The sequence below is a fragment of the Paraburkholderia phymatum STM815 genome (genome assembly GCF_000020045.1).
In the GTDB taxonomy this organism is placed as follows: Bacteria; Pseudomonadota; Gammaproteobacteria; order Burkholderiales; family Burkholderiaceae; genus Paraburkholderia; species Paraburkholderia phymatum.
Window position 1 is genome coordinate 1638244 of record NC_010622.1, and the last position, 25758, is coordinate 1664001.

The window sequence follows — 25758 nt, forward strand, 5'->3', positions numbered from 1 at the left end:
GGGCGCTAGTTGTCTAGCCGCTCGATCTGCGTGCCGATCTCCGCGGCCACGCGTTCGATGAACATCAGTTGCCGCACCGCCTCGCTCGCGGCCTGATTCGAGCCGCTATCGAGCAGCGCGGCCAGCTTCGTGAAGCGCACCTTCTCTTCGTCGCGCAGATCGGTCAACAGTGCGTCGAGCGCGTCCACATTCTTCGCCGCCGACGCATCCTCGATGCTCTCGCGCCATTCCATCTGCTGCATCAGGAAGGCCGGTTCCATCGCTGTGTTGTTTTCAGCGCCGACGTCGATGCCGCGCAGCGACAACAGATAGCGCGCGCGTTTCAATGGATCGTGCAGCGTCTGGTACGCCTCGTTCGTGCGGGTCGCCCATTGCATCGCGATGCGCTTTTGCGCGTCGCCTGCCGCGGCAAAGCGGTCCGGATGCACCTGCGCCTGCACCGTGCGATAGGCGCGATCGAGCGCGGACACGTCCAGTCCGAACTGCTCGGGCAAGTTGAAGAGTGCGAAGTGACTGTCGTTGAGCGAGGCCATCAGCTTACTTGTCCATCCAGGGCGCGCAGCGCAACGCCGTGAAAATGTGCGCGTTTGAATACGCGGCGAAATTGAAAAAAGGCGGCACAGGCCGCCTTTTCAGCATGACTCGCGCGCTTACACGCGGAACGATTCGCCGCAGCCGCATTCGTCCTTCACGTTCGGGTTGTTGAACCTGAAGCCTTCGTTCAACCCTTCACGTGCAAAGTCGAGCTCCGTGCCGTCGATATAGGCGAGGCTCTTCGGGTCCACCACGATCTTCACGCCATTGCACTCGAAGACCTCGTCTTCGGGCGCCAGTTCATCGACATACTCGAGCTTGTACGCAAGGCCCGAGCAACCCGTCGTGCGCACACCGAGCCGCAACCCCACGCCCTTGCCGCGGCGGGTCAGATATTTCTGCACGTGCTGTGCTGCCTTTTCGGTCAACGTAATTGCCATAGCGTTTCTCAATGTGCGCGACGCCCCGTTCATCACGACGCATCGCACGACCCTGCCTGCTTCCCAAATCGTTCCGGCGGGCGTCGAATTCAAGTACTCGAATCCAGCGCCGCGCCGTGCCACTCCGGCGCGTTCGTCACGCGTCGCTTACGCTGACTGCCCGGCCTTCGCCGTTTCACCGTGACGCTGCTTGTAATCGGCGACGGCTGCCTTGATGGCATCTTCCGCCAGGATCGAGCAGTGAATCTTCACAGGCGGCAGCGCGAGTTCTTCGGCAATCTGCGTGTTCTTGATCGACAGCGCCTCGTCGAGCGTCTTGCCCTTCACCCATTCCGTCACGAGCGAGCTCGACGCGATGGCCGAACCGCATCCGTACGTCTTGAACTTCGCGTCTTCAATCACGCCGTCCGCACCGACGCGGATCTGCAGCTTCATCACGTCGCCGCAAGCCGGTGCGCCGACCATGCCGGTGCCGACCGTGTCGTCGTCTTTCGCGAACGAACCGACGTTGCGCGGGTTTTCGTAGTGGTCCAGGACCTTATCGCTGTATGCCATGTTGTCACTCCTTGATTCGATTCAACCTGCGTTCGTGTTCGACCCGCCGCGACGCGCGCTCAGTGCGCAGCCCACTGGATGGTCGACAGATCGATGCCGTCCTTGTGCATTTCCCACAGCGGCGACAGATCGCGCAGCTTCGCAATCTTGCTCTTCAGCAGGTTGATGACGTAATCGACGTCCTGCTCCGTCGTGAAGCGGCCGACCGTGAAGCGGATCGAGCTGTGCGCCAGCTCGTCGTTGCGGCCTAGCGCGCGCAGCACATATGACGGCTCCAGCGAAGCCGACGTGCAGGCCGAACCCGACGACACGGCCACGTCCTTCACTGCCATGATCAGCGACTCGCCTTCGACGAAGTTGAAGCTGATGTTCAGGTTGTGCGGGACGCGCTGCTCCATGTCGCCGTTCACGTACGTTTCTTCGATTTCCTGCAGGCCGCGCAGTAGCTTGTCGCGCAGCATGCGGATGCGTTCGTTTTCGGTCGCCATTTCTTCACGGGCGATACGGAACGCTTCGCCCATGCCGACGATCTGGTGCGTGGCGAGCGTGCCCGAACGCATGCCGCGCTCGTGACCGCCGCCGTGCATCTGCGCTTCGATGCGCACGCGCGGCTTGCGGCGCACATACAGCGCGCCAATGCCCTTGGGGCCATACGTCTTGTGCGCCGAAAACGACATCAGGTCGACCTTGAGCTTCTGCAGGTCGATTTCGACCTTGCCCGTGGCCTGCGCCGCGTCGACGTGGAAAATGATGCCCTTTTCGCGGCAGATTTCACCGATGGTCTCGATGTCCTGGATGACACCGATCTCGTTGTTCACGTGCATCACGGAAACCAGGATCGTATCGGGACGCAGCGCTGCCTTGAAGACTTCGAGATCGAGCAGGCCGTCGTCCTTCACGTCGAGGTACGTCACTTCGTAGCCTTCGCGCTCCAGTTCGCGCGTGGTGTCGAGTACGGCCTTGTGCTCGGTCTTCACCGTGACGATGTGCTTGCCTTTGCTTTTGTAGAAGTGCGCCGCGCCCTTGATGGCGAGGTTGTCCGATTCCGTCGCGCCCGACGTCCAGATGATTTCGCGCGGGTCGGCGTTGACCAGCGCTGCGACGTTCTCGCGCGCTTCCTCGACGGCACGCTCCGCATCCCAGCCATACGCGTGGCTGCGCGACGCCGGATTGCCGAATTGCTCGCGCAGATACGGGATCATCTTGTCCACCACGCGCGGATCGACCGGGGTCGTCGCGCTGTAGTCCATGTAAATGGGCAGGTGGGGAATGTCGTTATTCATCAATCGCTCCGGGGGACATCAGTGCTAATGGCTTCTCGGTTCTGGCGTTCGCGTCTCTTGCGCGCTCTTTCAGCCGGCCATGTTGAAAACGGAATTCGGCCCTTTCGGCACCGCGCGCGGCTCGACGGCGGGCGCTTCGGTGCGCCGGTCGCGCAGCACGGCCGTCGCGCCTTCGCGCGAGCGCTGCTGGTCGACCAGGTCTTTCAGGGAAACGGAGTCGAGATATTCGACCATCTTCTGGTTCAGCGTCGACCAAAGCTCATGCGTCATGCAGTGGCCGTCGTGATGCTTCGTGCCTTCGCACGAACCCTTGCCGCCGCACTGGGTGGCATCGAGCGGTTCGTCGACAGCGATGATGATGTCCGCCACGGTCACGTCCTCCGCGCGGCGCGCGAGGTTGTAGCCGCCGCCCGGCCCGCGCACGGATTCGACGATCTCGTGCCGGCGCAGCTTGCCGAACAGCTGCTCGAGGTAGGACAAGGAGATGTGTTGGCGCTGGCTGATACCCGCAAGCGTCACCGGGCCCTGCTCCTGGCGCAGTGCCAGGTCGATCATCGCCGTGACGGCGAAACGGCCTTTCGTGGTGAGTCTCATATGTGGTGGGAACCGCAATTCTCGACAAGTTTGGTCAAGTATAAATACATGACGGATTTAGTCAAGTATCCCTATCTCGATTTGGGTCATTTACTTAACGAATAACTCGTCTTACAGGGTCAGTTGGGGCCGCAGTGCCGCAATCAAGCCGCGGCAGGCGGCTTCGCACTGGTTCAGCACGATTTCGAAACCCTCGCCGCCGCCGAAGTACGGATCGACGACTTCGCGTGGATCGAAATCAGGCGCGCGCTGCGCGGCGCCGCTCGCTTCGGACATTCCTGCATCCATCGCGAACTCCATCAGCAGACGGATCTTGTCGCGCTGTGCCGGCGGACAGATCTGCCTGAGCGCCGCGACGTTCTTGTCGTCCATCGCGACGATCAGATCGAAGCGCTCAAAATCGGCGATGGTGATCTGGCGGCCACGAAATGTCGACAAATCGTAACCGCGGTTTTTCGCGGCGCGCTGCGCGCGTTCGTCCGGCGCTTCGCCGATATGCCAGTCGCCCGTACCCGCCGAATCGACAATGATGCGATCCGCAAGCTTCGCCTCCGCCAGCTGATGCCGCATCACGCCTTCCGCAGTCGGGGAACGGCAAATGTTCCCAAGGCACACGAAGCAGATGGCGACGGTTTTCATCGATGGCTGAGCGGCTCAGCCGCAAGTGTCATAAGTGGTGAAACTGTGCCGCGATTATACAAAGCCGTGCAAAATCACGCCTGCACCGCGTCAGCACGTGCTCAACGTACCGCTCACAGCGGCTGCGCGGGCATGCGGGCGGTGGCGCGGAGCGTCTCGGCGGGGAGCGCAGCCTCGCCGCCGACGAACCCGTACGACACCGTGCGCGCGAGTTCCGCGGACACGCGGTCGGCGGCCAGCGGCGATGTCGACGATTGCACGACGACGCGGTCATACAGGTGCAGGTAAGCAGCAGCCGCAAGCGGCACGACGATAACCAGCGGCCAGTACAGCGATATTTTCTTTTTCATGATGTCGTTTCTCTCTGAGCGGGCGGGAGTACATAGACGCACTTTGCCCAGTCGTAATGGTAGACGAGGACACAATCCGGAAAAACCCGCCCCGGCAAAACACAGCGTTGCGCCTGAATGAACAGTGCCGTCGACGCCGATCCCCAACGCCCTCCAGGATAATCTTTCGGCTCCCGAAAGAAATCCTTACAAAAGCACACACAGGTAATGCTCAGTCGGCGCTACAAATAGAACTGCGGACATCGCGTCTCTCGCTTGTCTTAACACTCAAATGAAACGTCTTATTCCTACTCTTGCTCCTGCTGTCGTTGCCGTCTGCGCGGTTGCCGCGCTCGGCGGATGTGTCGCCTATCCCGCCGGACAGCCAGCCTATGGCTACTACGACGGCTACTATGACGGCTACGGCGCGCCTGCCTACGGTTACGCCGAGCCTCCCGTTCAATCCAGCTTGTTCCTCGGTTTCGGCGGCTATTCGGGGCGCGACTATGACCGCGGCTATTGGGGCGGCCGTGGGTACGACCACGGATACAACCACGACCACGGCAACTGGAACGGCCACAGCGGCGGCAATGGCGGGCCGCCCCGCGGTCAGCCGCCGCAGGCGGGCGGTCCGCCGATGAGTCCCGGCGGCAACTCGGGCGGCATGCATGGCATCCGGCCGCCCGTGCAGGCGGGCGCGGGGCAACAGCAGGGCGGCGGCAATCGCGGCGGCAGTCGGGGCGGCGAAGCCTGGAACGAAGGCGGCGGCCGCCCGCATTAAAAGGGGGACGGGGCAACCCGTCAGGCTGTCGGCGGCGATCCGGAAGACAAAGAGGCTGCATCGGGCGAGCGATGCAGCCTCTTTCAATAGCAGCGACCTCTTGTGAGGGCTCCGCCCGCTAGCCGATATGCGTCTTGCTCGCCGCATACAGTTCGCGGAACGTCCGTCCGACGGGGGCCGGCATCTCGCGCGTGTTCGTCCAGCCTGCGCCCAACGGCAGTTTCGCGATCGACTTCCCGCTTCCCCCCATACGCTCGAGAATGCGGACAGCGAGTTTCGTGAGTAGTCCGTACGCTGTGGGGTGCATCGCCAGATAGCCCCAGACGGCAAGCCCGAAGCGCTCCTGCCACGGACGCAGATGCCGTTCTACCTGCCGTTCGCGCAATTTGCGCAACAGGTCGGATAACGGAATGCCGACGGGACACACGCTATTGCACTCGCCGCACAGCGTTGCGGCCTGAGGCAAATCAAGCGCCTTTTCGATGCCGACGTAGCTCGGCGTCAGCACCGATCCCATCGGCCCGGGGTACACCCATCCGTATGTGTGCCCACCGACCTTCTGATACACGGGGCAATGATTCATGCACGCGCCGCAGCGGATGCAGCGCAGCATCTCCTGAAAGTCCCCGCCGATCAGTCCCGTGCGCCCGCCATCGACGAGCACCACATACATATGCTCCGGTCCGTCCTGATCGTGCACGCCGCGCGGGCCTGTCAGCACCGAAAAGTAGTTCGAGACATCCTGCCCCGTCGCCGAGCGCGGCAAGAGGCGCATGGCCGTTGCGAGGTCTTCGAGCGTAGGCAGCACTTTCTCGATGCCTGTCACCGCGACGTGCACGCGCGGCATCACGGTACACATGCCTTCGTTGCCCTCGTTGGTCACGAGCGCGACCGACCCCGTCTCCGCAATGACGAAGTTGCCGCCCGTGACACCCATGTCGGCCGTCATGAAATGCGGACGCAGCATCTCGCGCGCTTCACGCGTCATCTCGGGAATTTCTGTGAGACGCGGCTTCTGGTGCGTCTTCGCGAACAGGTCGGCGATCTCTTCCTTGTCCTTGTGAACGACGGGCGCAATGATGTGGCTCGGCGGCTCGTTGTCGTTGATCTGCAGGATGTATTCGCCCAGATCGGTTTCGATCGACTGCACGCCCATCTGCCCGAGCACCTCGTTCAGGCGCATTTCCTCGGACACCATCGACTTCGTCTTGATCACCTTCTTCACGTCGTGCTTGCGCGCGATGTCGGCGACGAGCTTCGCCGCATCCTGCGTCGTCTCGGCGAACAGCACAGTCGCGCCGCGCCGCGTCGCCTCGCGCTCGAAGGTTTCGAGCCACACGTCGAGGTTCTCCAGCGCGCGGTTGCGCCGGTCCTTCAGCGCCGTGCGCGTCGCGGGGAAGTCGATGGCGGTCATCGCCGACGCTCGCGCCGACACGAATTTCGTCGACAGCTTGGTGAGGTTCTGCTGAAGGCGCTGGTCGGCGAGTTTCTGACCCGCGCGCGCCTTGAATTGCATCGTTTGGACTTGCATGACGGCCTTGGGATCGGTTTTAGGGACTAACTACCGCCTGGCTGGCGAAGCAACATTCACGCGTCGCCCGCAAGAACCTGCGCGATGTGCAGCACGCGAGTGGTCGTGTCGCCTGTGCGCCGCAAGCGTCCTTCGATGTTCAGCATGCAGCCGAGATCGCCCAGCACCACCGCTTGCGTACCGCTCGCCCGAATGTTCGCGCACTTCTCGTCGACGATGGCCGTCGAAATATCGCCGAACTTCAGCGCGAACGTGCCGCCGAAGCCGCAGCAGTGCTCGCAGTCCTTCATCTCGGTCACGGTGACGCCCGCCTGCGCGAGCAACGCGCGCGGCTGCTGCTTGACGCCCAGCTCGCGCAGCCCCGAGCAGGAATCGTGATACGTCACCGGCCCGTGAAAATCGCCCGGCGTCAGTTCGATCTTCGCGACACGAACAAGGAAATCGGTCAGCTCGTAGACCTTCGGACGCAGCCGCGCGAAGCGGCCCATCAGTTCCGGATCGTCAGCAAACAGATCGCCGTAGTGCGTGCCGATCATCCCGCCGCACGATCCCGACGGCACGACCACGTAGTCGTACTGCTCGAATTCGCGCAGCGTCTTTTCGGCGAGATCGCGCGCGATGCGCCGGTCGCCGGAGTTGTAGGCGGGCTGTCCGCAGCAGGTCTGGGCGGGCGGCACGAACACCTCGAAGCCCGCACGCTCGATCAGCTTGATCGCCGAAAAGCCGATTTCGGGGCGCATCAGATCGATCAGGCAGGTGACGAATAAACCGACTCGCATGTGTGCTCCTCCGGGGAAACGTCCTCGATTATCCGCTGTTTGGCGCGTAATACCAACGCGCTGCGGCTCCGCTGCGCAATGAACTGCCGAATACCTCAGATTCGATCGCTTCGAACGGCGTTCGCTTTTTTCACAATACGAGATACAATCGGTTCTCCGCTGTTTGACGCGTCAACCGTTTAGTCTTATGAGCGACACGAACCCGGACCACAAAACATCGATCCAGGTGATCGAGCGCATGATGCGGCTGCTGGACGCCCTCGCCGCCCATAGCGACCCGGTCAGCCTGAAGGAACTCGCGCAACGCACCGACCTCCACCCGTCGACGGCCCACCGCATCCTGAACGACATGGTGACCTGCCGGCTGGTGGACCGCTCGGACCCTGGCACCTATCGTCTCGGCATGCGGCTGCTGGAACTGGGTAATCTCGTCAAGGCGCGTCTGTCGGTGCGCGACGCGGCGCTGACGCCGATGCGAGAACTGCACCGGCTGACGGGCCAGACGGTGAACCTGTCGGTGCGCCAGGGCGACGAGATCGTCTACATCGAACGCGCCTATTCCGAGCGCTCGGGCATGCAGGTGGTACGTGCGATCGGCGGCCGGGCGCCGCTGCATCTGACCTCCGTCGGCAAGCTCTTCCTCGCCGCCGACGAATCGACCCGCGTGCGCGCCTACGCGACGCGCACGGGCCTGTCGGGACACACGCAGAACAGCATCACCGATCTCGGCAAGCTCGAGCGCGAGTTGTCGCATGTGCGCCAGCAGGCGTGCGCGCGCGACAACGAAGAACTGGAACTCGGCGTGCGCTGTATCGCAGCCGGCATTTACGACGATACAGGCAAGCTCGTTGCGGGCCTTTCGCTGTCGGCGCCCGCCGACCGTCTGCAGGACTCCTGGCTGGGCCAGTTGAGCAAGACCGCCCTCGTCATCTCCGAATCGCTCGGCTACCAGCCGCAAGCGCAGCCGATGAGCGCCTCGGCGCAAGCAATCTGACCCGCCCCCTTAGCCACGCAATAAATGCAAGAAGCCCCGCATGCGGGGCTTCTTAGTTTTCGTCGGGTACGCGCGTTGCCTCTCAGGTCCCGGCGCCGTTGGCGTCCGCGCTCGTGATGCGCTGTTCGCCGCCGTTGTCAAGCCAGGTGCGCAGACGCTGCGCATCGGCGAAACGCGAGTACTTGCCCGACGAATCGAGCAGCACCATGATCATCGGACGATCGTGGATCGTCGCCTGCATCACGAGGCACTCGCCTGCTTCGTTGATGAAGCCCGTCTTCTGCAAGCCGATCTCCCAGGAAGGATTGCGCACCAGCGCGTTCGTGCTGTTGTAGGCGATTGAGCGCTTGCCCGTATACACCTCGTAGCTGCGATCCGTCGAGAACTTGCGGATCAACGGGTACTGATACGCCGCGTTGACCATCTTCACCAGGTCGCGCGCGCTCGACACGTTCTGACTCGTCAGGCCCGTCGGGTTTTCGAAGTGCGTGTCGGTCATGCCCAGTGCCTTCGCCTTGGCGTTCATCGCGGCCATGAACGCCGGACGGCCGCCCGGGAAATAGCGCGACAGCGCAGCCGCCGCACGGTTTTCCGACGCCATCAGCGCAATGTGCAGCATGTCTTCACGCGAGAGCACCGAGCCGACGGACAGACGCGAGCCCGTGTTCTTCTCGTAGTCGCGGTCCTCGTCCGTGACTTCGATCTGCTCGGTCATGGCCGCCTTCGAGTCCAGCACGACCATCGCCGTCATCAGCTTGGTGATCGACGCGATGGGTACGACCGCGCGCGAGTTCTTGTCAAACAGCGACTCCGACGTGTTCTGGTCGACCACGTAGGCGACGCTCGAACGGAGCATCAGCGCGTCGGGCGTTTCGTGCAGGCCGAACGCGGTGCCGACGGACGGCTGACGCGGCTCGAACGCGACGCGGCGCACGACCGAGTGATGGCGGCCATTCGACGTGTAGGACGCGCGGCGCTTCTTCGACACAGTACGGGGTTCGTCGTCGTCCTTTGCGGCCGCTTTCACGGCCTTCGACGGCTGGCTGGAGACTTTCTCGGCAGCCGCCTTCTTCGACGACTTTTTGCCGGCTTTCGCGGACTTGACGGGGGCCGTGGCGGACGCGGCGAAGGCATCCACCGGCGCGGCAAATGCCGCTGCGATGACCACCGAGGCAGCCACCGACAGAGCGGTGCTGAGCGCCGCGCCGTGCATCACTTTCAGTGACGAAAACATGTCGGTTTTCATTCGTGTTCTGGTTGGAGCGGCGAGAGGGTTTCCGCCAGTGTAGTAAAACAGTCAAAAATTAGCAATATTAAGCACTTATCGAAAGTCCTTAAACCGAGTTGTCAGGCTCGATTGAAGAAAGGCAATAGCTTGCGGGCGTCCATCGAAAATACCAATGACGTGCGCGAACGTCACTACCGCCCATAGCGCTGACAGTTCTCACTCAGTTCAGCATATCGGCATATTCGACACAAACTTGATCGGGAGAAGTACGGTTGCCCACGGTGGCGATACGAATCCGCCTCAAGCGCACCAGAACACCGCTTTCTGCAGCACCTGGCACGCCCGCGGAACGCCGTCCAGCCATCGACTGTTAAGCGACTACTGCGAAGCTACACGACGCGCATTCGACCGGGATGGAGATTTAACGTTCCGCAACGGTTTTCGGTTTACTCGGGAATTTTACCTTTTCGTCCCTATCTCGGCTTCTAAAATGCGCGCGAGCCCGTCCGGCTTGGGAGACCACGTTTTTTGCCGCACCACATCGGTGCAAACCCTGGTGTGCACACGCTTCACCGCATTGTCATAAACGCTACATAACGTATTGTTTTAGTAGTAATTTTTATGCGTTGTGCGTTGCACAAAAAAATGCTTGACATCTATCAGAGCCGTCCTAAAATGGGAACCGTTGCTGCGACGCACAAATGACTGCGGACCAGCGATTCCCAATAGTTCTGCAGTTAACCCAATCCGGTCCGCGATAGACGAGCCGGTACTCCAGGAGCGTAAACATGACTCTGCTGACCCCTGAGCAATTCGCCGCAGCACAGAAGGCCAATCTCGAAACGCTGTTCGGCCTGACCTCTAAGGCATTCGAAGGCGTCGAAAAGCTGGTCGAACTGAATCTGCAAGTCGTCAAGTCGACGATCGCTGAAAGCCAGGAAAATGCACAACGCGCGCTGTCGGTGAAGGACGCGCAAGAACTGCTCGCGCTGCAAGCGGGCCTGACGCAGCCGGTGGCAGAGAAGGTTCTGTCGTATGGCCGTCACCTGTACGAAATCGCATCGGCCACGCAAGCTGAGTTCGCCCGCGTCGCTGAAGCTCAATACGAAGAACAGAACAAGAAGGTGCAGGCGCTCGTCGAGAACGTCGCAAAGAACGCGCCGGCTGGTTCGGAAACGGCTGTCGCTGTGATCAAGTCGGCCATCACGGCTGCGAACACGACGTACGAAACGGTTCACAAGGCAACGAAGCAAGCCGTCGAAATCGCTGAAAGCAACTTCAACGCGGCTGCAACGGCTGCATCGAAGGCCGCTTCGCAAGCGGCTGCTCAAGCGTCGCGTACGGCAGCGTCGGCCAAGAAGGCTGCTGTCTAAGAGCGCACCGAAAACGTAACGGATTCAACGGATCGGGCTTCACCTGCGCGTTGACGGATGCCCCATCATCCGTCGGCGCGCAGCCGCGAGATGCACTGTCGAAGTGACTGGCGGTACTGAATAGCGCCGCACGGTCGAGACTTCGGCGATCGGGCGGCCAGACGCTCCGATACGTTAAACAGCGTATCGTTTCCCCGGCTCAGGCCGGGATTTTTTTGCCCGCCCGCTTGGTACGGATGCCCATTCCACGGCATGCACCGGCCGCAACGACGCCCATGAAAAACGGCGCGCCCTTCTTCCGAAGGACGCGCCGTTTGCACATGCACTGAATGGAACGGGCGTGAGCCCACCCCGGTCGCGCTTTACTTCTTCTTTTGCGGCGGCAAATCCGTGCAGACGCCTTCGTACAGCTCGGCGGCCATGCCGATCGACTCGCCGAGCGTTGGGTGCGGATGGATCGTTTTACCGATATCCGTCGCATCCGCGCCCATTTCGACTGCGAGGCACACTTCGCTGATCAGGTCGCCGGCATTCAGGCCGACGATCCCGCCGCCGATCACACGATGCGTCTCTTCGTCGAAGATCAGCTTCGTGAAGCCTTCGTCGCGGCCATTGGCGATCGCGCGGCCCGACGCAGCCCACGGGAACACTGCCTTGCCGTACTTGATGCCTTCAGCCTTGCACTGGTCTTCCGTCTTGCCCGCCCACGCCACTTCCGGATCGGTGTAAGCCACCGACGGAATCTGCATCGCGTCGAAGTACGCCTTCTCGCCGTGCGCCGCTTCCGCCGCGACATGGCCTTCGTGCACGGCCTTGTGCGCGAGCATCGGCTGACCGACCACGTCGCCGATCGCGAAGATGTGCGGCACGTTGGTGCGCATCTGCTTGTCGACTTCGATGAAGCCGCGGTCCGTCACGGCCACGCCTGCCTTGTCCGCGCCGATCTTCTTGCCGTTCGGGCTGCGGCCCACGGCGACCAGCACCAGATCGTAGCGTTGCGGCTCGGCGGGCGCCTTCTCGCCTTCGAACGTCACATAGATGCCGTCCGGCTTCGCTTCCGCGCCCGTGGTCTTCGTCTTCAGCATCACGTTGGTGAAACGCTTGCTGTTGAACTTCTCCCAGACCTTTACGAGATCGCGGTCTGCGCCGGCCATCAGGCCATCGAGCATTTCGACCACATCGATCTGCGCGCCGAGCGTCGCGTACACCGTGGCCATTTCCAGGCCGATGATGCCGCCGCCGATCACCAGCATGCGTTTGGGCAGTTGACGCAACTCCAGCGCCCCCGTCGAATCGACGACGCGCGGATCTTCCGGGATGAACGGCAGCTTCACGGCCTGCGAGCCCGCAGCAATGATCGCCTGCTTGAACTTGACGATCTTCTTGCCGTTCTCGCCCTGCACTTCCATGTGATACGGATCGACGAACGTGCCGACGCCCGTCACGACTTCCACCTTGCGCGCCTTTGCCATGCCGGCAAGACCACCTGTCAACTTCTTGACGACGCCCGACTTGAAGTCACGCAGTTTGTCGAGATCGATCTGTGGCTTGCCGAACGAGATGCCGTGCGAACCGAGCGCTTCCGCTTCGTCGATCACGAGCGCCGTGTGCAGCAGCGCCTTGGACGGAATACAGCCGACATTCAGACACACGCCGCCGAGCGTCGAATAACGTTCGACCAGCACCGTCTTCATGCCGAGGTCGGCCGAGCGGAATGCTGCCGAGTAGCCGCCGGGGCCGGCACCGAGCACGAGCATGTCGCATTCGATGTCTGTGGAACCCGAATAGCTGCCGGCTTGCGGCGCGGGTGTGGGTGCCGCAGCGGGCGACGGCGCAGGCGCAGCCGCCTTCGGTGCGGGAGCAGCCGCGGCGCCTTCGCCTTCGAGCAGCAACAGCACGCTGCCTTCCGACACGTTGTCGCCGACCTTGACCTTCAGTTCCTTCACGACGCCGGCGGCGGGACTCGGCACATCCATCGTCGCCTTGTCGGATTCGAGCGTGACGAGCGACTGCTCTTTCTCGACGCGGTCGCCGACCTTCACCGCGACTTCGATCACGGGCACGTCTTTATAGTCGCCGATATCCGGCACTTTGATTTCCTGCACGCCACTGCCGCTTACAGCCGGGGCGGCAGCGGGAGCAGGCGCAGCTTTCTCAGGTTCCTTCACAGCTTTGGCTTCGCCCGACGTTTCCACGACGGCGATCACGGTGCCCTGCGAGACTTTCTCGCCCGCCTTGATGCGGACTTCCTTGACCGTGCCGGCCGTATCGCTCGGCACTTCCATCGAGGCCTTGTCCGACTCGAGCGTCAGCAGCGACTGCTCTTTCTCGATCGTGTCGCCGGGTTTGATATTGACTTCGATGACATCGACGTCCTTGAAATCGCCGATGTCCGGCACCTTCACTTCGACGAGACTCATTAGTGTCCCCTTCTCTTATTGACCGTGTTGAAAGATGAGTCGCGAAAAACCGTTCGCCCCAAAGACCCGCCGCAAACAAGCGAAGGCTGAATGCCGTCCGCCAGGGACGCGGCTTTCTTTTGCCTACTTTTCTTTGCGAGACAAAGAAAAGTAGGTGCCGCCCCGCACAGGGGCGACGCATGAAGCGAGACGACAAAGCAGGTTCAACGAGAGCGCCCGAATGACCGTATCCGATCATCGAGCGCTAGCGACACAACCTCAACAATCAAAGAATCACACGCCGGAAATCGGCAAGAATCGCACCGAGATACGCATTGAAACGCGCCGCCTCGGCGCCGTCGATCACGCGATGGTCGTACGACAGCGACAGCGGCAGCGTCAGGCGCGGCACGAACTGCTTGCCGTCCCATACCGGCTTCATAGCGCTGCGCGACAGGCCGAGAATGGCGACTTCAGGCGCGTTGATGATCGGCGTGAAGTTCGTACCGCCGATGCCGCCCAGCGACGAGATCGAGAAACAGCCGCCTTGCATCTGGTCCGGCTTCAGCTTGCCTTCGCGCGCGAGCTTCGACAGCTCGGTCATTTCCTTCGCGATATCGACGAGACCCTTCTTGTCCGCATCGCGGATCACGGGCACGACGAGACCATTCGGCGTGTCGGCGGCGAAACCCACGTGGTAGTACTGCTTGAACACCAGGTTGTCGCCGTCGAGGCTGGCGTTGAAGGTCGGGAACTTCTTCAGCGCCGCGACCACCGCCTTGATCACGAATGCGAGCATCGTGAACTTGACGCCAGCCTTCTCGTTTTCCTTGTTCAGTTGCACGCGCAACGCTTCAAGGTCGGTGATGTCCGCTTCGTCGTTGTTCGTGACGTGCGGGATCATGACCCAGTTACGGTGCAGGTTCGCGCCCGAAATCTTCTTGATGCGCGACAGCGGCTTCGGATCGATCGGACCGAACTTCGTGAAGTCGACCTTCGGCCACGGCAGCAGACCCAGCTCGCCACCGCCCGCGGCAGCAGGCGCGGCGGCAACCGGTGCGCCGCGCTGGCCCGTCATCACGCCCTTGACGAACGCGGTGACGTCGTCTTGCGTAATGCGGCCCTTCGGACCCGTACCTTGCACGCGCGACACGTCGACGCCCAGTTCGCGCGCGAACTTGCGCACCGACGGCGATGCATGGCTTGCGCGATGCGCGCCGCCTTCGCCTGCCGGGATCACGGGCGCCTGCGCGAGCGCGGACGGCTGCGCGGGAGCCGGGGACGGGGCAGCGGGTGCGTCCGACGGCATTTCTTCATGCTTCGGAACAGCCGGTGCGGGCGCAGCGGCACCGCCGCTCTCGCCTTCGAGCAGCACGATCAGCGTGCCTTCCGACACGTTATCGCCGACCTTGACCTTCACTTCCTTGACGATGCCGGCCGCGGGGCTCGGCACATCCATCGTCGCCTTGTCCGATTCGAGCGTCACGAGCGACTGTTCCTTCTCGACGCGATCGCCGACCTTCACGGCCACTTCGATGACGGGCACATCCTTATAGTCGCCGATGTCCGGCACCTTCACTTCCTGCACGCCCCCCGACTTCGCAGCGGGTGCGGGCGCCGGTGCAGGCGCTGCAGCGGGTGCGGGGACGGGCGCCGCCGCGCCATTGCCTTGCGCGGGCTTCGCAGCGCCGCCTTCGCCGTCGAGCAGCACGATCAGCGTGCCTTCCGACACGGTGTCGCCAAGCTTGACCTTCACTTCCTTCACCGTGCCCGACGCGGGGCTCGGCACATCCATCGTCGCCTTGTCGGATTCCAGCGTGACGAGCGACTGCTCTTTCGTGACGGGATCACCCGCCTTCACCAGCACCTCGATTACAGGAATGTCCTTGTAATCGCCGATGTCCGGCACCTTGACTTCGATCGCTTGGCTCATTGTTTTCTGTCTCCAGGGCCGCGCGCACCTCGCCGCCCGCTTCGGGCGGCGAGGTACACATTGGGGCTCGCGGGTCGATGCCTTAGACGGTCATCGGGTTGGGTTTGGACGGATCGAGGTTGTACTTCTTCAGCGCGTCGGCCACCACCTTGCGCTCAATCGTACCCTCATCGGCCAGCGCATTCAGCGCAGCAACCGTCGTCCAGTAGCGGTCGACTTCAAAGAAGTGACGCAGCTTTTCGCGCGTGTCCGAGCGGCCGAAACCGTCGGTGCCCAGCACGACGAAGCGTTGCGGGACAAACGCACGGATCTGGTCGACCAGCGCTCGGACGTAGTCGGTCGACGCGATCACAGGACCCTTTGCGTCCTTCAGCAGCGTCTCGACATGCGAGAGCTTCTTTTCGGCGAGCGGGTTCAGCAGGTTTTGACGCTGCACTTCGTGACCTTCGCGCGCCAGTTCCGTGAAGCTCGGCACGCTCCACAGGTCGGCTTCGACGCCCCAGTCGTTCTTCAGCAGGTCGGCGGCGGCGATCACTTCGTTGAAGATCGTGCCCGCGCCCATCAGCTGCACGCGCGGCGCCTTCGCGTTGTCGGCGCCCTTGCGGAACGCGTACATCCCCTTGATGATGTCCTTCGCCACGTGCTCGCCCTGCGGGATCGCCGGGTGCTCGTAGTTCTCATTCATCACCGTGATGTAATAGAACACGTCTTCCTGTTCCTGCACCATGCGGCGCAGACCGTCCTGCATGATGACAGCGAGTTCGTAGCCAAACGTCGGGTCATAGCTCAGGCAGTTCGGCACCGATGCAGCCCACAGCAGCGAGTGGCCGTCTTCGTGCTGCAGGCCTTCGCCGTTGAGCGTCGTCCGGCCCGCCGTGCCGCCCAACAGGAAGCCGCGCGAACGCATGTCGCCTGCGGCCCACACCAGGTCGCCGATGCGCTGCATGCCGAACATCGAGTAGAAGATGTAGAACGGGATCATGATCTCGCCGTGCGTCGAATACGACGTCGCCGCTGCGATCCAGTCCGACATGCCGCCTGCTTCGTTGATGCCTTCCTGCAGGATCTGGCCCGTTTCCGACTCACGGTAGAACATCAGCTGGTCGGAATCTTCCGGGATGTACTTCTGGCCGTCCTGATTCCAGATGCCGATCTGGCGGAACAGACCTTCCATGCCGAAGGTACGCGACTCGTCCGGCACGATGGGCACGACGCGCTTGCCGATTGCCTTGTCCTTCAACACGATGTTGAGAATCCGCACGAACGCCATCGTCGTGGAAATTTCGCGGCCTTCGCCCGTGCCCTTCAGCAGCGGCTCGAATGCGTCGAGCCCCGGAACGGGCAGCGATTCCGCCTTCTGGCGGCGCGCCGGCAGATAGCCGCCCAGTTCCTGGCGGCGGGCGCGCATGTATTCAAGTTCCTTCGAGCCTTCCTCGAACTTCAGATACGGCACGTGCGCAATCTCGTCGTCCGAAATGGGCAGGCGGAACTGGTCGCGGAAATGCTTGAGCGCTTCCACCTGCATCTTCTTCTGCTGGTGGGTGATGTTCATCGCCTGGCCGGCTTCGCCCATGCCGTAGCCCTTGATCGTCTTCGCGAGTATCACAGTCGGCTGGCCCTGCGCCTGCGTCGCCTGCTTGAACGCCGCGTAGATCTTGTGCGGATCGTGGCCGCCGCGGTTCAGGCTCCACACATCGTCATCGGACCAGTCGGCAACCAGCGCCTTCAGTTCGGGCGTGTTGAAGAAGTGCTCGCGAACGAACGCGCCCGACTCGGACTTGTACGTCTGATATTCGCCGTCGACGACTTCCATCATCCGGCGCATCAGTGCGCCCGACTTGTCGCGTGCGAACAGGGCATCCCAGCGGCTGCCCCAGACCACCTTGATGACGTTCCAGCCGGCGCCGCGGAACTCGCTTTCGAGTTCCTGAATGATTTTGCCGTTGCCGCGCACCGGGCCGTCGAGGCGCTGCAGGTTGCAGTTGATGACGAACACGAGGTTGTCGAGACGCTCGCGGCCGGCCATGCCGATTGCACCGAGCGATTCCGGTTCATCCGTTTCGCCGTCGCCGAGGAACGCCCACACTTTGCGGCCGTCGGTCTTCGCGATGCCGCGCGCCTGCAGGTACTTCATGAAGCGGGCCTGATAGATCGCCATGATCGGGCCGAGACCCATCGACACCGTCGGGAACTGCCAGAAGTCCGGCATCAGCCAGGGATGCGGGTACGACGAGATGCCCTCGCCGCCCACTTCCTGACGGAAGTTGTCGAGCTGGTTCTCCGACAGTCGGCCGAGCAGGAACGCGCGCGAGTAGACGCCCGGCGACGAGTGGCCCTGCACGAACACGAGGTCGCCGCCGTGATCTTTCGACGGCGCGTGCCAGAAGTGGTTGAAGCCGACGTCGTACAGCGTCGCGGCCGAGGCGAACGATGCGATGTGGCCGCCGACGTTGGTGTCCTTGCCAGCGCGCAGCACCATCGCCATCGCGTTCCAGCGCGTGTACGAGCGGATGCGGTGTTCGACGTCCTGGTCGCCCGGAATCTTCGCCTGATTCGCGACGGGGATCGTATTGATGTACGGGGTGTTCGCAGAGAAAGGCAGATGCTCGCCATGCACGCGTGCAAATTCGATCTGCTTTTCGATGAGGTAGTGAGCGCGGTCGGGTCCGACAGCAGAAATCACGCCATCAAGCGCTTCGAGCCACTCGGCCGTTTCTTGCGGGTCGCTATCGTCTTTGGCGTTGGCGACGTACTTCATCACTTCGTCAGGTACAGCGGACATGCTCGTCTCCTGGATATGGGAACGCTCTGTGAACAGGCGACGCGGACGAACGGCGACCGCGGCAGCTTCCGGGCGATTGTAATAAGGCCCACAACGCCTGCGCAAGGAAATTTTCAGATTACGAGAGTCTTTCTCATAATGCGAAAAATTGCTGCAGCGCACCCTGGTTTGACTGCCGATCAGCGAGTACGTCGGCTAGTTTGCGCCGAATTGCGTGACTTTCATCGCTTTTTTGCGGCAATTACGTGTCAGCCCCTGCGCTACAATGCGAGCCATGTTGACCGATCGACTTTTCGCACGCTCGGCACGCTCTGCCGGACCGTCGGCGGATTCGTCGCCGTCACGCTGGCACCACGGACCTTGGTGGTCGAATTCCTATTTGCTGACGCCGCTGCTGTCGATCCTGGTCTTCCTGGTCGTCATGAGCCTGATCCTGTGGAGCCTGAACCGGCGAGAACAGCAACAGCAGGAAGACACGCTTTATCGCAACGTCGCGTGGGCGCAGCAGCAAATCCGCCTCTCGATGACGGGCGCGCAGGAACAGCTTCAGGCGCTCGCGCGCGACCTGGTTTCGGGCCGCGCGGACCCGCACTCCTTCCAGGTGTCGACGGCCGACATCATGCAGGGGCATCCCGAGATCCTCTACATGAACTGGTACACCAGCGCGCAGCAGCCGCGCTGGCCGAACAACGCGTTGCCCGTGCTGGGCCAGCGCCTTGCCAAGCCCAATGACCAGCAGATGGACGAGGCCGTCAAGGCGGCCTTCGCCGAAGCGAAGAACACGCGCCGCCAGGTCTACTCGCCGCTGATGTACGACGACGTCGGCAATGGCTACATCACCCTGCAAACACCCGTTTATCGCGACCGCGACTTTCTCGGCACAGTCGCGGCCGTGTTCTCGATCGAAGGGATCCTGAAGCGCGACATCCCACCGGAGCTGTCCGCGAAGTACAAGATCTCGATCATCGACATCAACAACCGCGAGCTCGCCACCACCTCGACGCGCCCCCGCCTGCCGCGCGACGCATACTACGACCTGCCCCTCGACCCGCCCGGCCAGGGCGTGTCGGTGCGCGTCTATGCGTATCCGCAGATGACCAACTTCACGAACAACACGCTCGTGTGGCTGGTCGCGGGTCTGTCGTGTTTTGTCCTGTGGAGCCTGTGGAGTCTGTGGAAGCACACGCGCCAGCGCTTCGAGGCGCAACAGGCGCTGTACGCGGAAGCGTTTTTCCGCCGCGCGATGGAAAACTCCGTGCTGATCGGCATGCGCGTGCTCGATATGCATGGGCGCATCACGCACGTGAACCCCGCCTTCTGCCGCATGACGGGCTGGGACGAAAGCGATCTGGTGGGCAAGAATGCACCGTTCCCGTACTGGCCGCGCGACTCGTATCCCGAGATGCAGCGTCAGCTCGACATGACCTTGCGCGGCAAGGCGCCTTCGTCCGGCTTCGAGCTGCGCGTGCGCCGCAAGGACGGCTCCCTGTTCCACGCACGCCTGTACGTGTCGCCGCTGATCGACAGCTCGGGCCGACAGACGGGCTGGATGTCGTCGATGACGGACATCACAGAGCCGAAGCGCGCTCGCGAAGAACTCGCCGCCGCGCACGAGCGCTTCACGACGGTGCTCGAAAGCCTCGATGCCGCCGTGTCCGTGCTCGCCGCCGACGAAGCCGAGCTGCTGTTCGCGAATCGCTATTACCGCCACCTGTTCGGCATCCGCCCCGACGGCCATCTCGAACTCGCGGGAGGCGGCGGCTTCGACAGTTCGGCGGCCTCGTCGGATTCGATCGACATGGTCGACGCGTTCGCCGGCCTGCCCGCCACCGCGCTCACGGAAAGCACGGCCGACGCGCAGGAAGTCTACGTGCAGGGGATCCAGAAGTGGTTCGAAGTGCGACGCCAGTACATCCAGTGGGTGGACGGCCATCTCGCGCAGATGCAGATTGCGACCGACATCACCACCCGCAAGCAGGCGCAGGAACTGGCGCGCCAGCAGGACGAGAAGCTGCAGTTCACGAGCCGCCTGATGACGATGGGCGAAATGGCGTCGTCGCTCGCGCACGAACTAAACCAGCCTCTTGCGGCCATCAATAACTATTGCTCTGGAACCGTCGCACTGGTTAAATCTGGTCGGACGACTCCCGACAACCTGCTACCTGTGCTCGAAAAGACGGCGCAACAAGCCGTGCGGGCCGGCATGATCATCAAGCGCATCCGCGAATTCGTGAAACGCAGCGAACCGAAACGCCAGGCCACCCGGGTCTCCGACATCGTCGCGGACGCCGTGGGCCTTGCCGAGATCGAAGCGCGCAAGCGCCGCATCCGCATCGTGACGGACATGCGCTCGCGTCTGCCCGTGATCTACGTCGACCCCGTGCTGATCGAACAGGTGCTCGTCAACCTGCTGAAGAACGCGGCGGAAGCCATGCACGACGCGCGCCCCGACGCCGTCGATCCCGTCATCCGCGTCGTCGTGAAGCTCGATTCCGGCTTCGTGTGCATCAGCGTCGTCGACCAGGGTCCGGGCGTCGACGAAGCCACGGCCGAACGTCTCTTCGAACCGTTTTACAGCACCAAGTCCGACGGCATGGGCATGGGGCTGAACATTTGCCGTTCGATCATCGAATCGCATCGCGGACGCCTGTGGGTGGTCAACAACGTCGAGTCCGACGGCCACATCACGGGTGCCACTTTCCATTGCAGTCTGCCTATTGGAGAGCCTGACGGCCCGAGCAACGGCGGGTCCGAGGCGCCGACACCACAAACCGTTACGGGAGAGCTATGAACACCCCAGTTACCACACAGGAAACCGTGTTTGTCGTCGACGACGACGAAGCGGTGCGAGATTCGCTGCGCTGGCTGCTGGAAGCAAACGGCTACCGCGTGCAGTGTTTCTCCAGCGCCGAGCAGTTCATCGACGCATGGCAGCCGCATCAGCATCCCGGCCAGATCGCGTGCCTGATCCTCGACGTGCGCATGTCGGGCATGAGCGGCCTCGAACTGCAGGAGCGCCTGATCGCCGACAACACGCTGCTGCCGATCATCTTCGTGACGGGTCACGGCGACGTGCCGATGGCCGTGTCGACGATGAAGAAGGGCGCGATGGACTTCATCGAAAAGCCGTTCGACGAAGCCGAACTGCGCAAGCTGGTCGAGCGCATGCTCGACAAGGCGCGCAGCGAAAGCAGCAGCGTGCAGCAGCAGCGCGCCGCCGCCGAGCGCCTCGGCAAGCTCACGGCACGCGAGCATCAGGTGCTCGAGCGCATCATCGCCGGCCGCCTGAACAAGCAGATCGCCGACGACCTCGGCATCAGCATCAAGACGGTCGAAGCGCATCGCGCGAACATCATGGAAAAGCTCAACGTGAACACGGTGGCCGATCTGCTGCGTCTCGCGTTGTCCAACAAGCCGCAGCCCGCGCAATAAGACACGACGCCGTCATCGCGTGATGGCGCGATCCTTGCCCGCGCACCAACGCGCGCGGGCGCATGAGATCGTTGACACCATCACGCGGCGCTGCGCTCGCATCGTCCCTCCTCGCCTGCCTCCCGCCCGCCCCCTATCGCCCTGCACGCCGCAAGCATTTCATTAGCCCTCCAAACTGAATTGCTTTATGCAACGATGCATCGCGCATTGTCGCGAGCCCGCGATACACGCGGCCCTTGCGCGTCCCGCCCAGTTCCATTATCAGTCGCGATACACGGGCGCCGGACCGGCGCGCGATCGCACAACACAGCGCCGCAGCCGCTGCGCGCAACGCAGCACGGAGGTTTTCATTGTGAAACGTTACGGACCCTACCGACCGCGCACCTGGCTCGTCTGCGCGGCGCTTGCAGGCTTTCCGCTCGCCGCGGAATTCGTCGCGCCGGCTGACGTCGTCGCGCAAACGCCCACGAAAGTATCGAATGAACAGCTCGATGCGCTGACGGCCCCGATTGCGCTCTATCCCGACGCGCTGCTCGCTCAGGTGTTGATGGCGTCGACGTTCCCGCAGGATGTCGAAGCGGCCGCCGCATGGTCGAAAGCGAATTCGCAATACAAGGGCGACGACGCGGTCAAGGCCGTCGCCTCGGAACCGTGGGACCCGAGCGTTCAGTCGCTCGTTGCCTTCCCGCAAGCGCTCGCAACGATGGCTTCGAAACCCGATTGGGTCGCGCAACTCGGCAACGCGTTTCTCGCCCAACCCAACGACGTAATGGACTCGGTGCAGCGGCTGCGCAAGCAGGCGCAATCCGCGGGCAATCTGAAGTCGAGCGAGCAGCAGAAGGTGATCGTCGAGCAGAACACGATCCAGATCCAGCCCGCCAATCCGCAGGTGGTCTACGTACCGACCTACAACCCGACTGTCGTCTACGGCACCTGGCCCTATCCCGCCTATCCGCCCGTCTATGTGCCGCCGCCGCCAGGCTACGCCATCGCGACAGGCTTCATGACGGGCCTTGCGTTCGGCGCGGGCGTGGCTGTCGCCAATTCGCTGTGGGGCGGCTTCAACTGGAACACGCACGACGTCAACATCAACGTCAATCGCTACAACAACGTCAACGTCAACAACCGGATCAGCTCGAACACGGCTACGACGAACTGGAACCGGAACGCAAACGTCAACCGCAACAATGCGAACATCAACCGTAGCAACGCGAACCTGACCAACAGCAATCTCGCTCCGCAACGCGACCAGTACCGCGGGCGCGACGCGTCGCGGGCGCAGGCGCAGCAGACGCTTCAGAACCGCACTGGTCAGAACCTGAGCGGCAATGCGAGCCAGCGCGTGCAGACCATCCATCAGGGCGGCGCGAACGCCGGCGACGTCCGCAACAGCGCGCAAAACCTGAACCGCGACAACGCGTTACGAGGTTCCGGCGACCCCGCAGGATCACGTCAGGAACTGCAGCGCGGCCAATCGAGCCGGCAGTCGCTCGCGCAGAGCGGCGGCGCGAACAACCGGCTCGGCGCGGGCGGCGGCGGGCAGCAGTTCGAAGGCCGGCAGGCCGGGGGCTTCCAGGGCGGCGGCGGTGGCAACTTCGGCGGCGGGCGCGCCGGTGGTGGCGGATTCCACGGCGGCGGAGGCGGCGGATTCCATCGCCGCTAGACGACTGTTCGACACTCTCATCATGCATGTGGCTGGTGTAACCCGGGAAAGCCTCGACGCACCCCGATACCAGCCGACAGGAGATTCACATGAACCGCAACCCGACTCGACCCGCAACGCGCGCCCGGCTCGCACTGGGCGCCGTGGCTGCCGCGACGCTGCTCGCGTTCGCGCAACATGTTGCCGCGCAAACCGTCTACCCGACGCCCGAGGCCGCCGCCGACGCACTCGTCGACGCGGTCGCGACCAGCGACCATCCGGCGATGGAAAAGGTGCTCGGAAAAAATTATGGCCGCTACATTCCGACCACGAACATCGGCGAAGACGACATTTATGCGTTCCTCGGACAGTGGGCGAAGGGACATCGGATCGTCGACGATCCAGCACCGCGCCACGGCCGAAAAAGCGTGCACCTCGCTGTCGGCGACGGTGACTGGACGCTGCCCATCCCGATCGTGCAATCGGCGCGTGGGTGGCAGTTCGATACGCCCGCCGCCACCGACGAGATGCTGACGCGCCGCATCGGCCGAAACGAGCGCGCGGCGATTCTCACCTCACTGGCGTATGTCGATGCGCAGAATGATTACCGCAGCCAGATGCAGCATTACGCGCAGAAGTTCATCAGCTCGCCCGGTCGGCACGACGGCTTGTACTGGCCGACAGCCGAAGGCGAGCCCGAAAGCCCGCTCGGACCGCTCGCCGCAACGATGCCGCGTCAGATCGCGCCGGGCGAGGCATACTATGGCTACCATTACCGCATTCTCACATCGCAGGGAGCCCACGCCGACGGCGGTGCGCAGAGCTACCTGCAGGACGGCACGTTGACGAAAGGCTTCGGCCTCGTCGCGTGGCCCGCAGAATACGGCAAGACGGGGGTGATGAGTTTCATCGTCAACCAGAACGGCCAGGTCTACGAGAAGAATCTTGGGCCGCAGACGCCGCGCGTCGCCGCCGCGATCACGTCGTTCAACCCCGACTCCTCCTGGCAGGCGACGCGGCCCTGAACGGGCAATGACAGCGCACGCGGCGCCTGATGGCGGCCGTGTCGCGTCAGCCTTACACCAGGCGGCGGGCATCGCGCGTTATCGGTCAATGGCGCGCGTCGTCATCCCTTCGGTTGTCCCGACGGTATAATGTCGACCTTCGCTGCGGCGCGGTTTTCGCGCAGTGCGCTTTCCGGCATGCGACCCGTTCCAGCCGCAGAGCGCCATCCGTGCGATTCTCGGCGTCCGTCACGGCGCGCGCCGCAAACGCATGCGCAGCAGGCATCACGCGCGTCAGGCGCCGCGACGCGATCACACGCCCCGCGGCTGCGCGCCCCGCCCGCATTCCGACACGCCCATTCTCGACCGACCATGACAGCCAAACTGATCGACGGCACCGCCCTTTCCAAGACCCTGCGCGCGGACGTCGCCACGCGCGCCGCCGCTCTCACCGCCCGCGGACATCGGCCGGGTCTTGCCGTCGTACTCGTCGGCGACAATCCGGCGAGCGAGGTCTACGTCCGCAACAAGATCAAGGCTTGCGAGGACAATGGCCTCTTCTCGTCGTATGACCGTTACGCCGCGACGATGACGGAAGCCGATCTGCTCGCGCGGATCGACGAACTCAACCGCGATCCCAATATCCACGGGATTCTCGTGCAACTGCCACTGCCTGCGCACATCGACAGCCACAAGGTGATCGAGGCGATTGCCCCCGAGAAGGACGTCGACGGCTTTCACATTGCGAACGCCGGCGCGCTAATGACGGGCAAGCCGCTGTTTCGTCCGTGTACGCCTTATGGCGTGATGAAAATGTTCGAGGCTTACGGCATCACGCTGAAGGGCGCGAACGCCGTCGTGATCGGTCGCTCGAATATCGTCGGCAAGCCGATGGCGATGCTGCTGCTGCAGGCGGACGCGACGGTCACGATGTGCCACAGCAAGACGCGCGATATCGCCGGGTTCACGCGCGACGCGGACATCGTCGTGGTCGCAACGGGTCTGCGCAACACCCTGACGGCCGACATGGTCAAGCCGGGCGCAACCGTGATCGACGTCGGCATGAACCGCGACGACAACGGCAAGCTGTGCGGCGACGTCGATTTTGCGAACGTCAAGGAAGTGGCCGGCCATATCACGCCCGTGCCGGGCGGCGTCGGCCCCATGACGATCACGATGCTGCTCGTCAACACGATCGAAGCGGCCGAGCGCGCCGCCAGCCACGCCTGATCGACGCGCTGAACGCGCGTCACGCCGCGTTCCCGGCTGGCTTCCTCACAGCCTTCGCTCGCCGCCCGGATCGCGAACACGATCCGGGCGCGCCATGTGCATTCATCCGCACGCTCGCAGACATCATCGTTCGACCTTCACAGCGTCCGCTGATCCGCACTCCGCTTCTGGTACAAATAGAGCCGAGCCCGCCATGACTGCGCGCGGGCGGCAGTTCTGATAAGTTGTTGCGCATTCGGCTGGCTTATTGACAGCTATCGACGGATCAAGCGGGCC

Annotated in this window: 21 protein-coding genes and 1 pseudogene; 8 read left to right on the plus strand and 14 right to left on the minus strand. The window is 63.0% G+C overall.

Going from position 1 to position 25758, the window contains the following annotated elements:
- Nucleotides 1-5: 5 nt before the first annotated feature.
- The 7 genes from hscB to BPHY_RS07445 form a co-directional block, all read right to left on the minus strand.
- Nucleotides 6-533, minus strand: coding sequence for a Fe-S protein assembly co-chaperone HscB (gene hscB, locus BPHY_RS07415; protein ID WP_012400849.1), 528 nt, complete (start codon nt 531-533; stop codon nt 6-8).
- Nucleotides 534-650: 117 nt separating this feature from the next.
- Nucleotides 651-974, minus strand: a complete 324-nt coding sequence (gene iscA / locus BPHY_RS07420; protein ID WP_041763420.1) for an iron-sulfur cluster assembly protein IscA — start codon at nt 972-974, stop codon at nt 651-653.
- Between the two features lie 147 nt (nt 975-1121).
- Nucleotides 1122-1529, minus strand: a complete 408-nt coding sequence (gene iscU / locus BPHY_RS07425) for a Fe-S cluster assembly scaffold IscU (RefSeq protein ID WP_012400851.1) — start codon at nt 1527-1529, stop codon at nt 1122-1124.
- Nucleotides 1530-1588: 59 nt separating this feature from the next.
- On the minus strand, nt 1589-2812 hold the full coding sequence (locus BPHY_RS07430; RefSeq protein ID WP_012400852.1) for an IscS subfamily cysteine desulfurase: 1224 nt from the start codon (nt 2810-2812) through the stop codon (nt 1589-1591).
- A gap of 69 nt (nt 2813-2881) precedes the next feature.
- The gene (gene iscR, locus BPHY_RS07435; RefSeq protein WP_012400853.1) at nt 2882-3406 is read right to left on the minus strand and encodes a Fe-S cluster assembly transcriptional regulator IscR; all 525 of its coding nucleotides are present in this window, start codon (nt 3404-3406) and stop codon (nt 2882-2884) included.
- 111 nt (nt 3407-3517) lie between these two features.
- Entirely contained in the window at nt 3518-4045 is a 528-nt protein-coding gene (locus BPHY_RS07440) for a low molecular weight protein-tyrosine-phosphatase (RefSeq protein ID WP_012400854.1), read from the minus strand.
- 113 nt (nt 4046-4158) lie between these two features.
- On the minus strand, nt 4159-4395 hold the full coding sequence (locus BPHY_RS07445; RefSeq protein WP_012400855.1) for a hypothetical protein: 237 nt from the start codon (nt 4393-4395) through the stop codon (nt 4159-4161).
- A gap of 271 nt (nt 4396-4666) precedes the next feature.
- On the opposite strand from BPHY_RS07445, the gene BPHY_RS07450 reads away from it, so the two are divergent.
- The gene (locus BPHY_RS07450) at nt 4667-5155 is read left to right on the plus strand and encodes a hypothetical protein (RefSeq protein WP_012400856.1); all 489 of its coding nucleotides are present in this window, start codon (nt 4667-4669) and stop codon (nt 5153-5155) included.
- Between the two features lie 118 nt (nt 5156-5273).
- On the opposite strand, the gene BPHY_RS07455 is transcribed toward BPHY_RS07450, so the two are convergent.
- Entirely contained in the window at nt 5274-6686 is a 1413-nt protein-coding gene (locus tag BPHY_RS07455; RefSeq protein ID WP_012400857.1) for a lactate utilization protein B, read from the minus strand.
- A gap of 56 nt (nt 6687-6742) precedes the next feature.
- Complete coding sequence (locus BPHY_RS07460) at nt 6743-7465, minus strand: (Fe-S)-binding protein (RefSeq protein WP_012400858.1); 723 nt, start codon at nt 7463-7465, stop codon at nt 6743-6745.
- Between the two features lie 187 nt (nt 7466-7652).
- Between BPHY_RS07460 and BPHY_RS07465 the strand changes: the two genes are divergently transcribed.
- On the plus strand, nt 7653-8459 hold the full coding sequence (locus BPHY_RS07465; protein ID WP_012400859.1) for an IclR family transcriptional regulator: 807 nt from the start codon (nt 7653-7655) through the stop codon (nt 8457-8459).
- 82 nt (nt 8460-8541) lie between these two features.
- On the opposite strand, the gene pbpG is transcribed toward BPHY_RS07465, so the two are convergent.
- Nucleotides 8542-9705 carry a D-alanyl-D-alanine endopeptidase gene (gene pbpG, locus BPHY_RS07470; RefSeq protein WP_012400860.1) on the minus strand — a complete coding sequence of 388 codons (1164 nt, stop codon included), beginning with the start codon at nt 9703-9705 and terminating at the stop codon, nt 8542-8544.
- A gap of 770 nt (nt 9706-10475) precedes the next feature.
- Here pbpG and BPHY_RS07475 point away from each other — a divergent pair.
- A complete protein-coding gene (locus BPHY_RS07475; protein WP_012400861.1) occupies nt 10476-11060 on the plus strand; it encodes a phasin family protein in 585 nt (194 codons plus the stop codon).
- Nucleotides 11061-11422: 362 nt separating this feature from the next.
- Here BPHY_RS07475 and lpdA read toward each other — a convergent pair whose 3' ends face one another.
- The 4 genes and pseudogenes from lpdA to aceE all read right to left on the minus strand — a co-directional run bounded on the left by lpdA (nt 11423) and on the right by aceE (nt 18174).
- Nucleotides 11423-13165 (minus strand): dihydrolipoyl dehydrogenase, encoded by a 1743-nt coding sequence (gene lpdA / locus BPHY_RS07480; protein WP_041763846.1) that lies wholly within the window; start codon nt 13163-13165, stop codon nt 11423-11425.
- A gap of 3 nt (nt 13166-13168) precedes the next feature.
- Nucleotides 13169-13480 (minus strand): annotated as a pseudogene (locus tag BPHY_RS44435) (biotin/lipoyl-containing protein); the annotation flags it as partial.
- Nucleotides 13481-13745: 265 nt separating this feature from the next.
- A complete protein-coding gene (gene aceF, locus BPHY_RS07485) occupies nt 13746-15392 on the minus strand; it encodes a dihydrolipoyllysine-residue acetyltransferase (RefSeq protein ID WP_012400863.1) in 1647 nt (548 codons plus the stop codon).
- 82 nt (nt 15393-15474) lie between these two features.
- On the minus strand, nt 15475-18174 hold the full coding sequence (aceE, locus tag BPHY_RS07490) for a pyruvate dehydrogenase (acetyl-transferring), homodimeric type (protein WP_012400864.1): 2700 nt from the start codon (nt 18172-18174) through the stop codon (nt 15475-15477).
- 274 nt (nt 18175-18448) lie between these two features.
- Between aceE and fixL the strand changes: the two genes are divergently transcribed.
- From fixL to folD, 5 genes are all read left to right on the plus strand, one after another.
- Nucleotides 18449-20965 carry an oxygen sensor histidine kinase FixL gene (gene fixL / locus BPHY_RS07495; RefSeq protein ID WP_041763425.1) on the plus strand — a complete coding sequence of 839 codons (2517 nt, stop codon included), beginning with the start codon at nt 18449-18451 and terminating at the stop codon, nt 20963-20965.
- Complete coding sequence (gene fixJ / locus BPHY_RS07500; protein WP_012400866.1) at nt 20962-21606, plus strand: oxygen response regulator transcription factor FixJ; 645 nt, start codon at nt 20962-20964, stop codon at nt 21604-21606. Before fixL ends, fixJ begins: the two co-directional genes overlap by 4 nt.
- Nucleotides 21607-21958: 352 nt before the next feature.
- Nucleotides 21959-23269 (plus strand): DUF3300 domain-containing protein, encoded by a 1311-nt coding sequence (locus tag BPHY_RS07505; RefSeq protein ID WP_012400867.1) that lies wholly within the window; start codon nt 21959-21961, stop codon nt 23267-23269.
- Nucleotides 23270-23358: 89 nt separating this feature from the next.
- Complete coding sequence (locus BPHY_RS07510; RefSeq protein ID WP_012400868.1) at nt 23359-24273, plus strand: DUF2950 domain-containing protein; 915 nt, start codon at nt 23359-23361, stop codon at nt 24271-24273.
- A gap of 351 nt (nt 24274-24624) precedes the next feature.
- Nucleotides 24625-25482 (plus strand): bifunctional methylenetetrahydrofolate dehydrogenase/methenyltetrahydrofolate cyclohydrolase FolD, encoded by an 858-nt coding sequence (gene folD, locus BPHY_RS07520; protein WP_012400869.1) that lies wholly within the window; start codon nt 24625-24627, stop codon nt 25480-25482.
- Nucleotides 25483-25758: the final 276 nt, after the last annotated feature.

Excerpts from the sequence above, each read along its gene's own strand:
- folD (WP_012400869.1), top strand. The coding sequence starts at position 24,625 with ATGACAGCCAAACTGATCGACGGCACCGCCCTTTCCAAGACCCTGCGC.
- fixL (WP_041763425.1), top strand. The coding sequence starts at position 18,449 with ATGTTGACCGATCGACTTTTCGCACGCTCGGCACGCTCTGCCGGACCG.
- BPHY_RS07440 (WP_012400854.1), bottom strand. The coding sequence starts at position 4,045 with ATGAAAACCGTCGCCATCTGCTTCGTGTGCCTTGGGAACATTTGCCGT.
- aceF (WP_012400863.1), bottom strand. The coding sequence starts at position 15,392 with ATGAGCCAAGCGATCGAAGTCAAGGTGCCGGACATCGGCGATTACAAG.
- fixJ (WP_012400866.1), top strand. The coding sequence starts at position 20,962 with ATGAACACCCCAGTTACCACACAGGAAACCGTGTTTGTCGTCGACGAC.
- BPHY_RS07450 (WP_012400856.1), top strand. The coding sequence starts at position 4,667 with ATGAAACGTCTTATTCCTACTCTTGCTCCTGCTGTCGTTGCCGTCTGC.
- BPHY_RS07460 (WP_012400858.1), bottom strand. The coding sequence starts at position 7,465 with ATGCGAGTCGGTTTATTCGTCACCTGCCTGATCGATCTGATGCGCCCC.
- iscR (WP_012400853.1), bottom strand. The coding sequence starts at position 3,406 with ATGAGACTCACCACGAAAGGCCGTTTCGCCGTCACGGCGATGATCGAC.
- iscA (WP_041763420.1), bottom strand. The coding sequence starts at position 974 with ATGGCAATTACGTTGACCGAAAAGGCAGCACAGCACGTGCAGAAATAT.
- BPHY_RS07445 (WP_012400855.1), bottom strand. The coding sequence starts at position 4,395 with ATGAAAAAGAAAATATCGCTGTACTGGCCGCTGGTTATCGTCGTGCCG.
- BPHY_RS07475 (WP_012400861.1), top strand. The coding sequence starts at position 10,476 with ATGACTCTGCTGACCCCTGAGCAATTCGCCGCAGCACAGAAGGCCAAT.
- BPHY_RS07430 (WP_012400852.1), bottom strand. The coding sequence starts at position 2,812 with ATGAATAACGACATTCCCCACCTGCCCATTTACATGGACTACAGCGCG.
- aceE (WP_012400864.1), bottom strand. The coding sequence starts at position 18,174 with ATGTCCGCTGTACCTGACGAAGTGATGAAGTACGTCGCCAACGCCAAA.
- iscU (WP_012400851.1), bottom strand. The coding sequence starts at position 1,529 with ATGGCATACAGCGATAAGGTCCTGGACCACTACGAAAACCCGCGCAAC.
- pbpG (WP_012400860.1), bottom strand. The coding sequence starts at position 9,705 with ATGAAAACCGACATGTTTTCGTCACTGAAAGTGATGCACGGCGCGGCG.
- hscB (WP_012400849.1), bottom strand. The coding sequence starts at position 533 with ATGGCCTCGCTCAACGACAGTCACTTCGCACTCTTCAACTTGCCCGAG.
- BPHY_RS07465 (WP_012400859.1), top strand. The coding sequence starts at position 7,653 with ATGAGCGACACGAACCCGGACCACAAAACATCGATCCAGGTGATCGAG.
- BPHY_RS07455 (WP_012400857.1), bottom strand. The coding sequence starts at position 6,686 with ATGCAAGTCCAAACGATGCAATTCAAGGCGCGCGCGGGTCAGAAACTC.
- BPHY_RS07510 (WP_012400868.1), top strand. The coding sequence starts at position 23,359 with ATGAACCGCAACCCGACTCGACCCGCAACGCGCGCCCGGCTCGCACTG.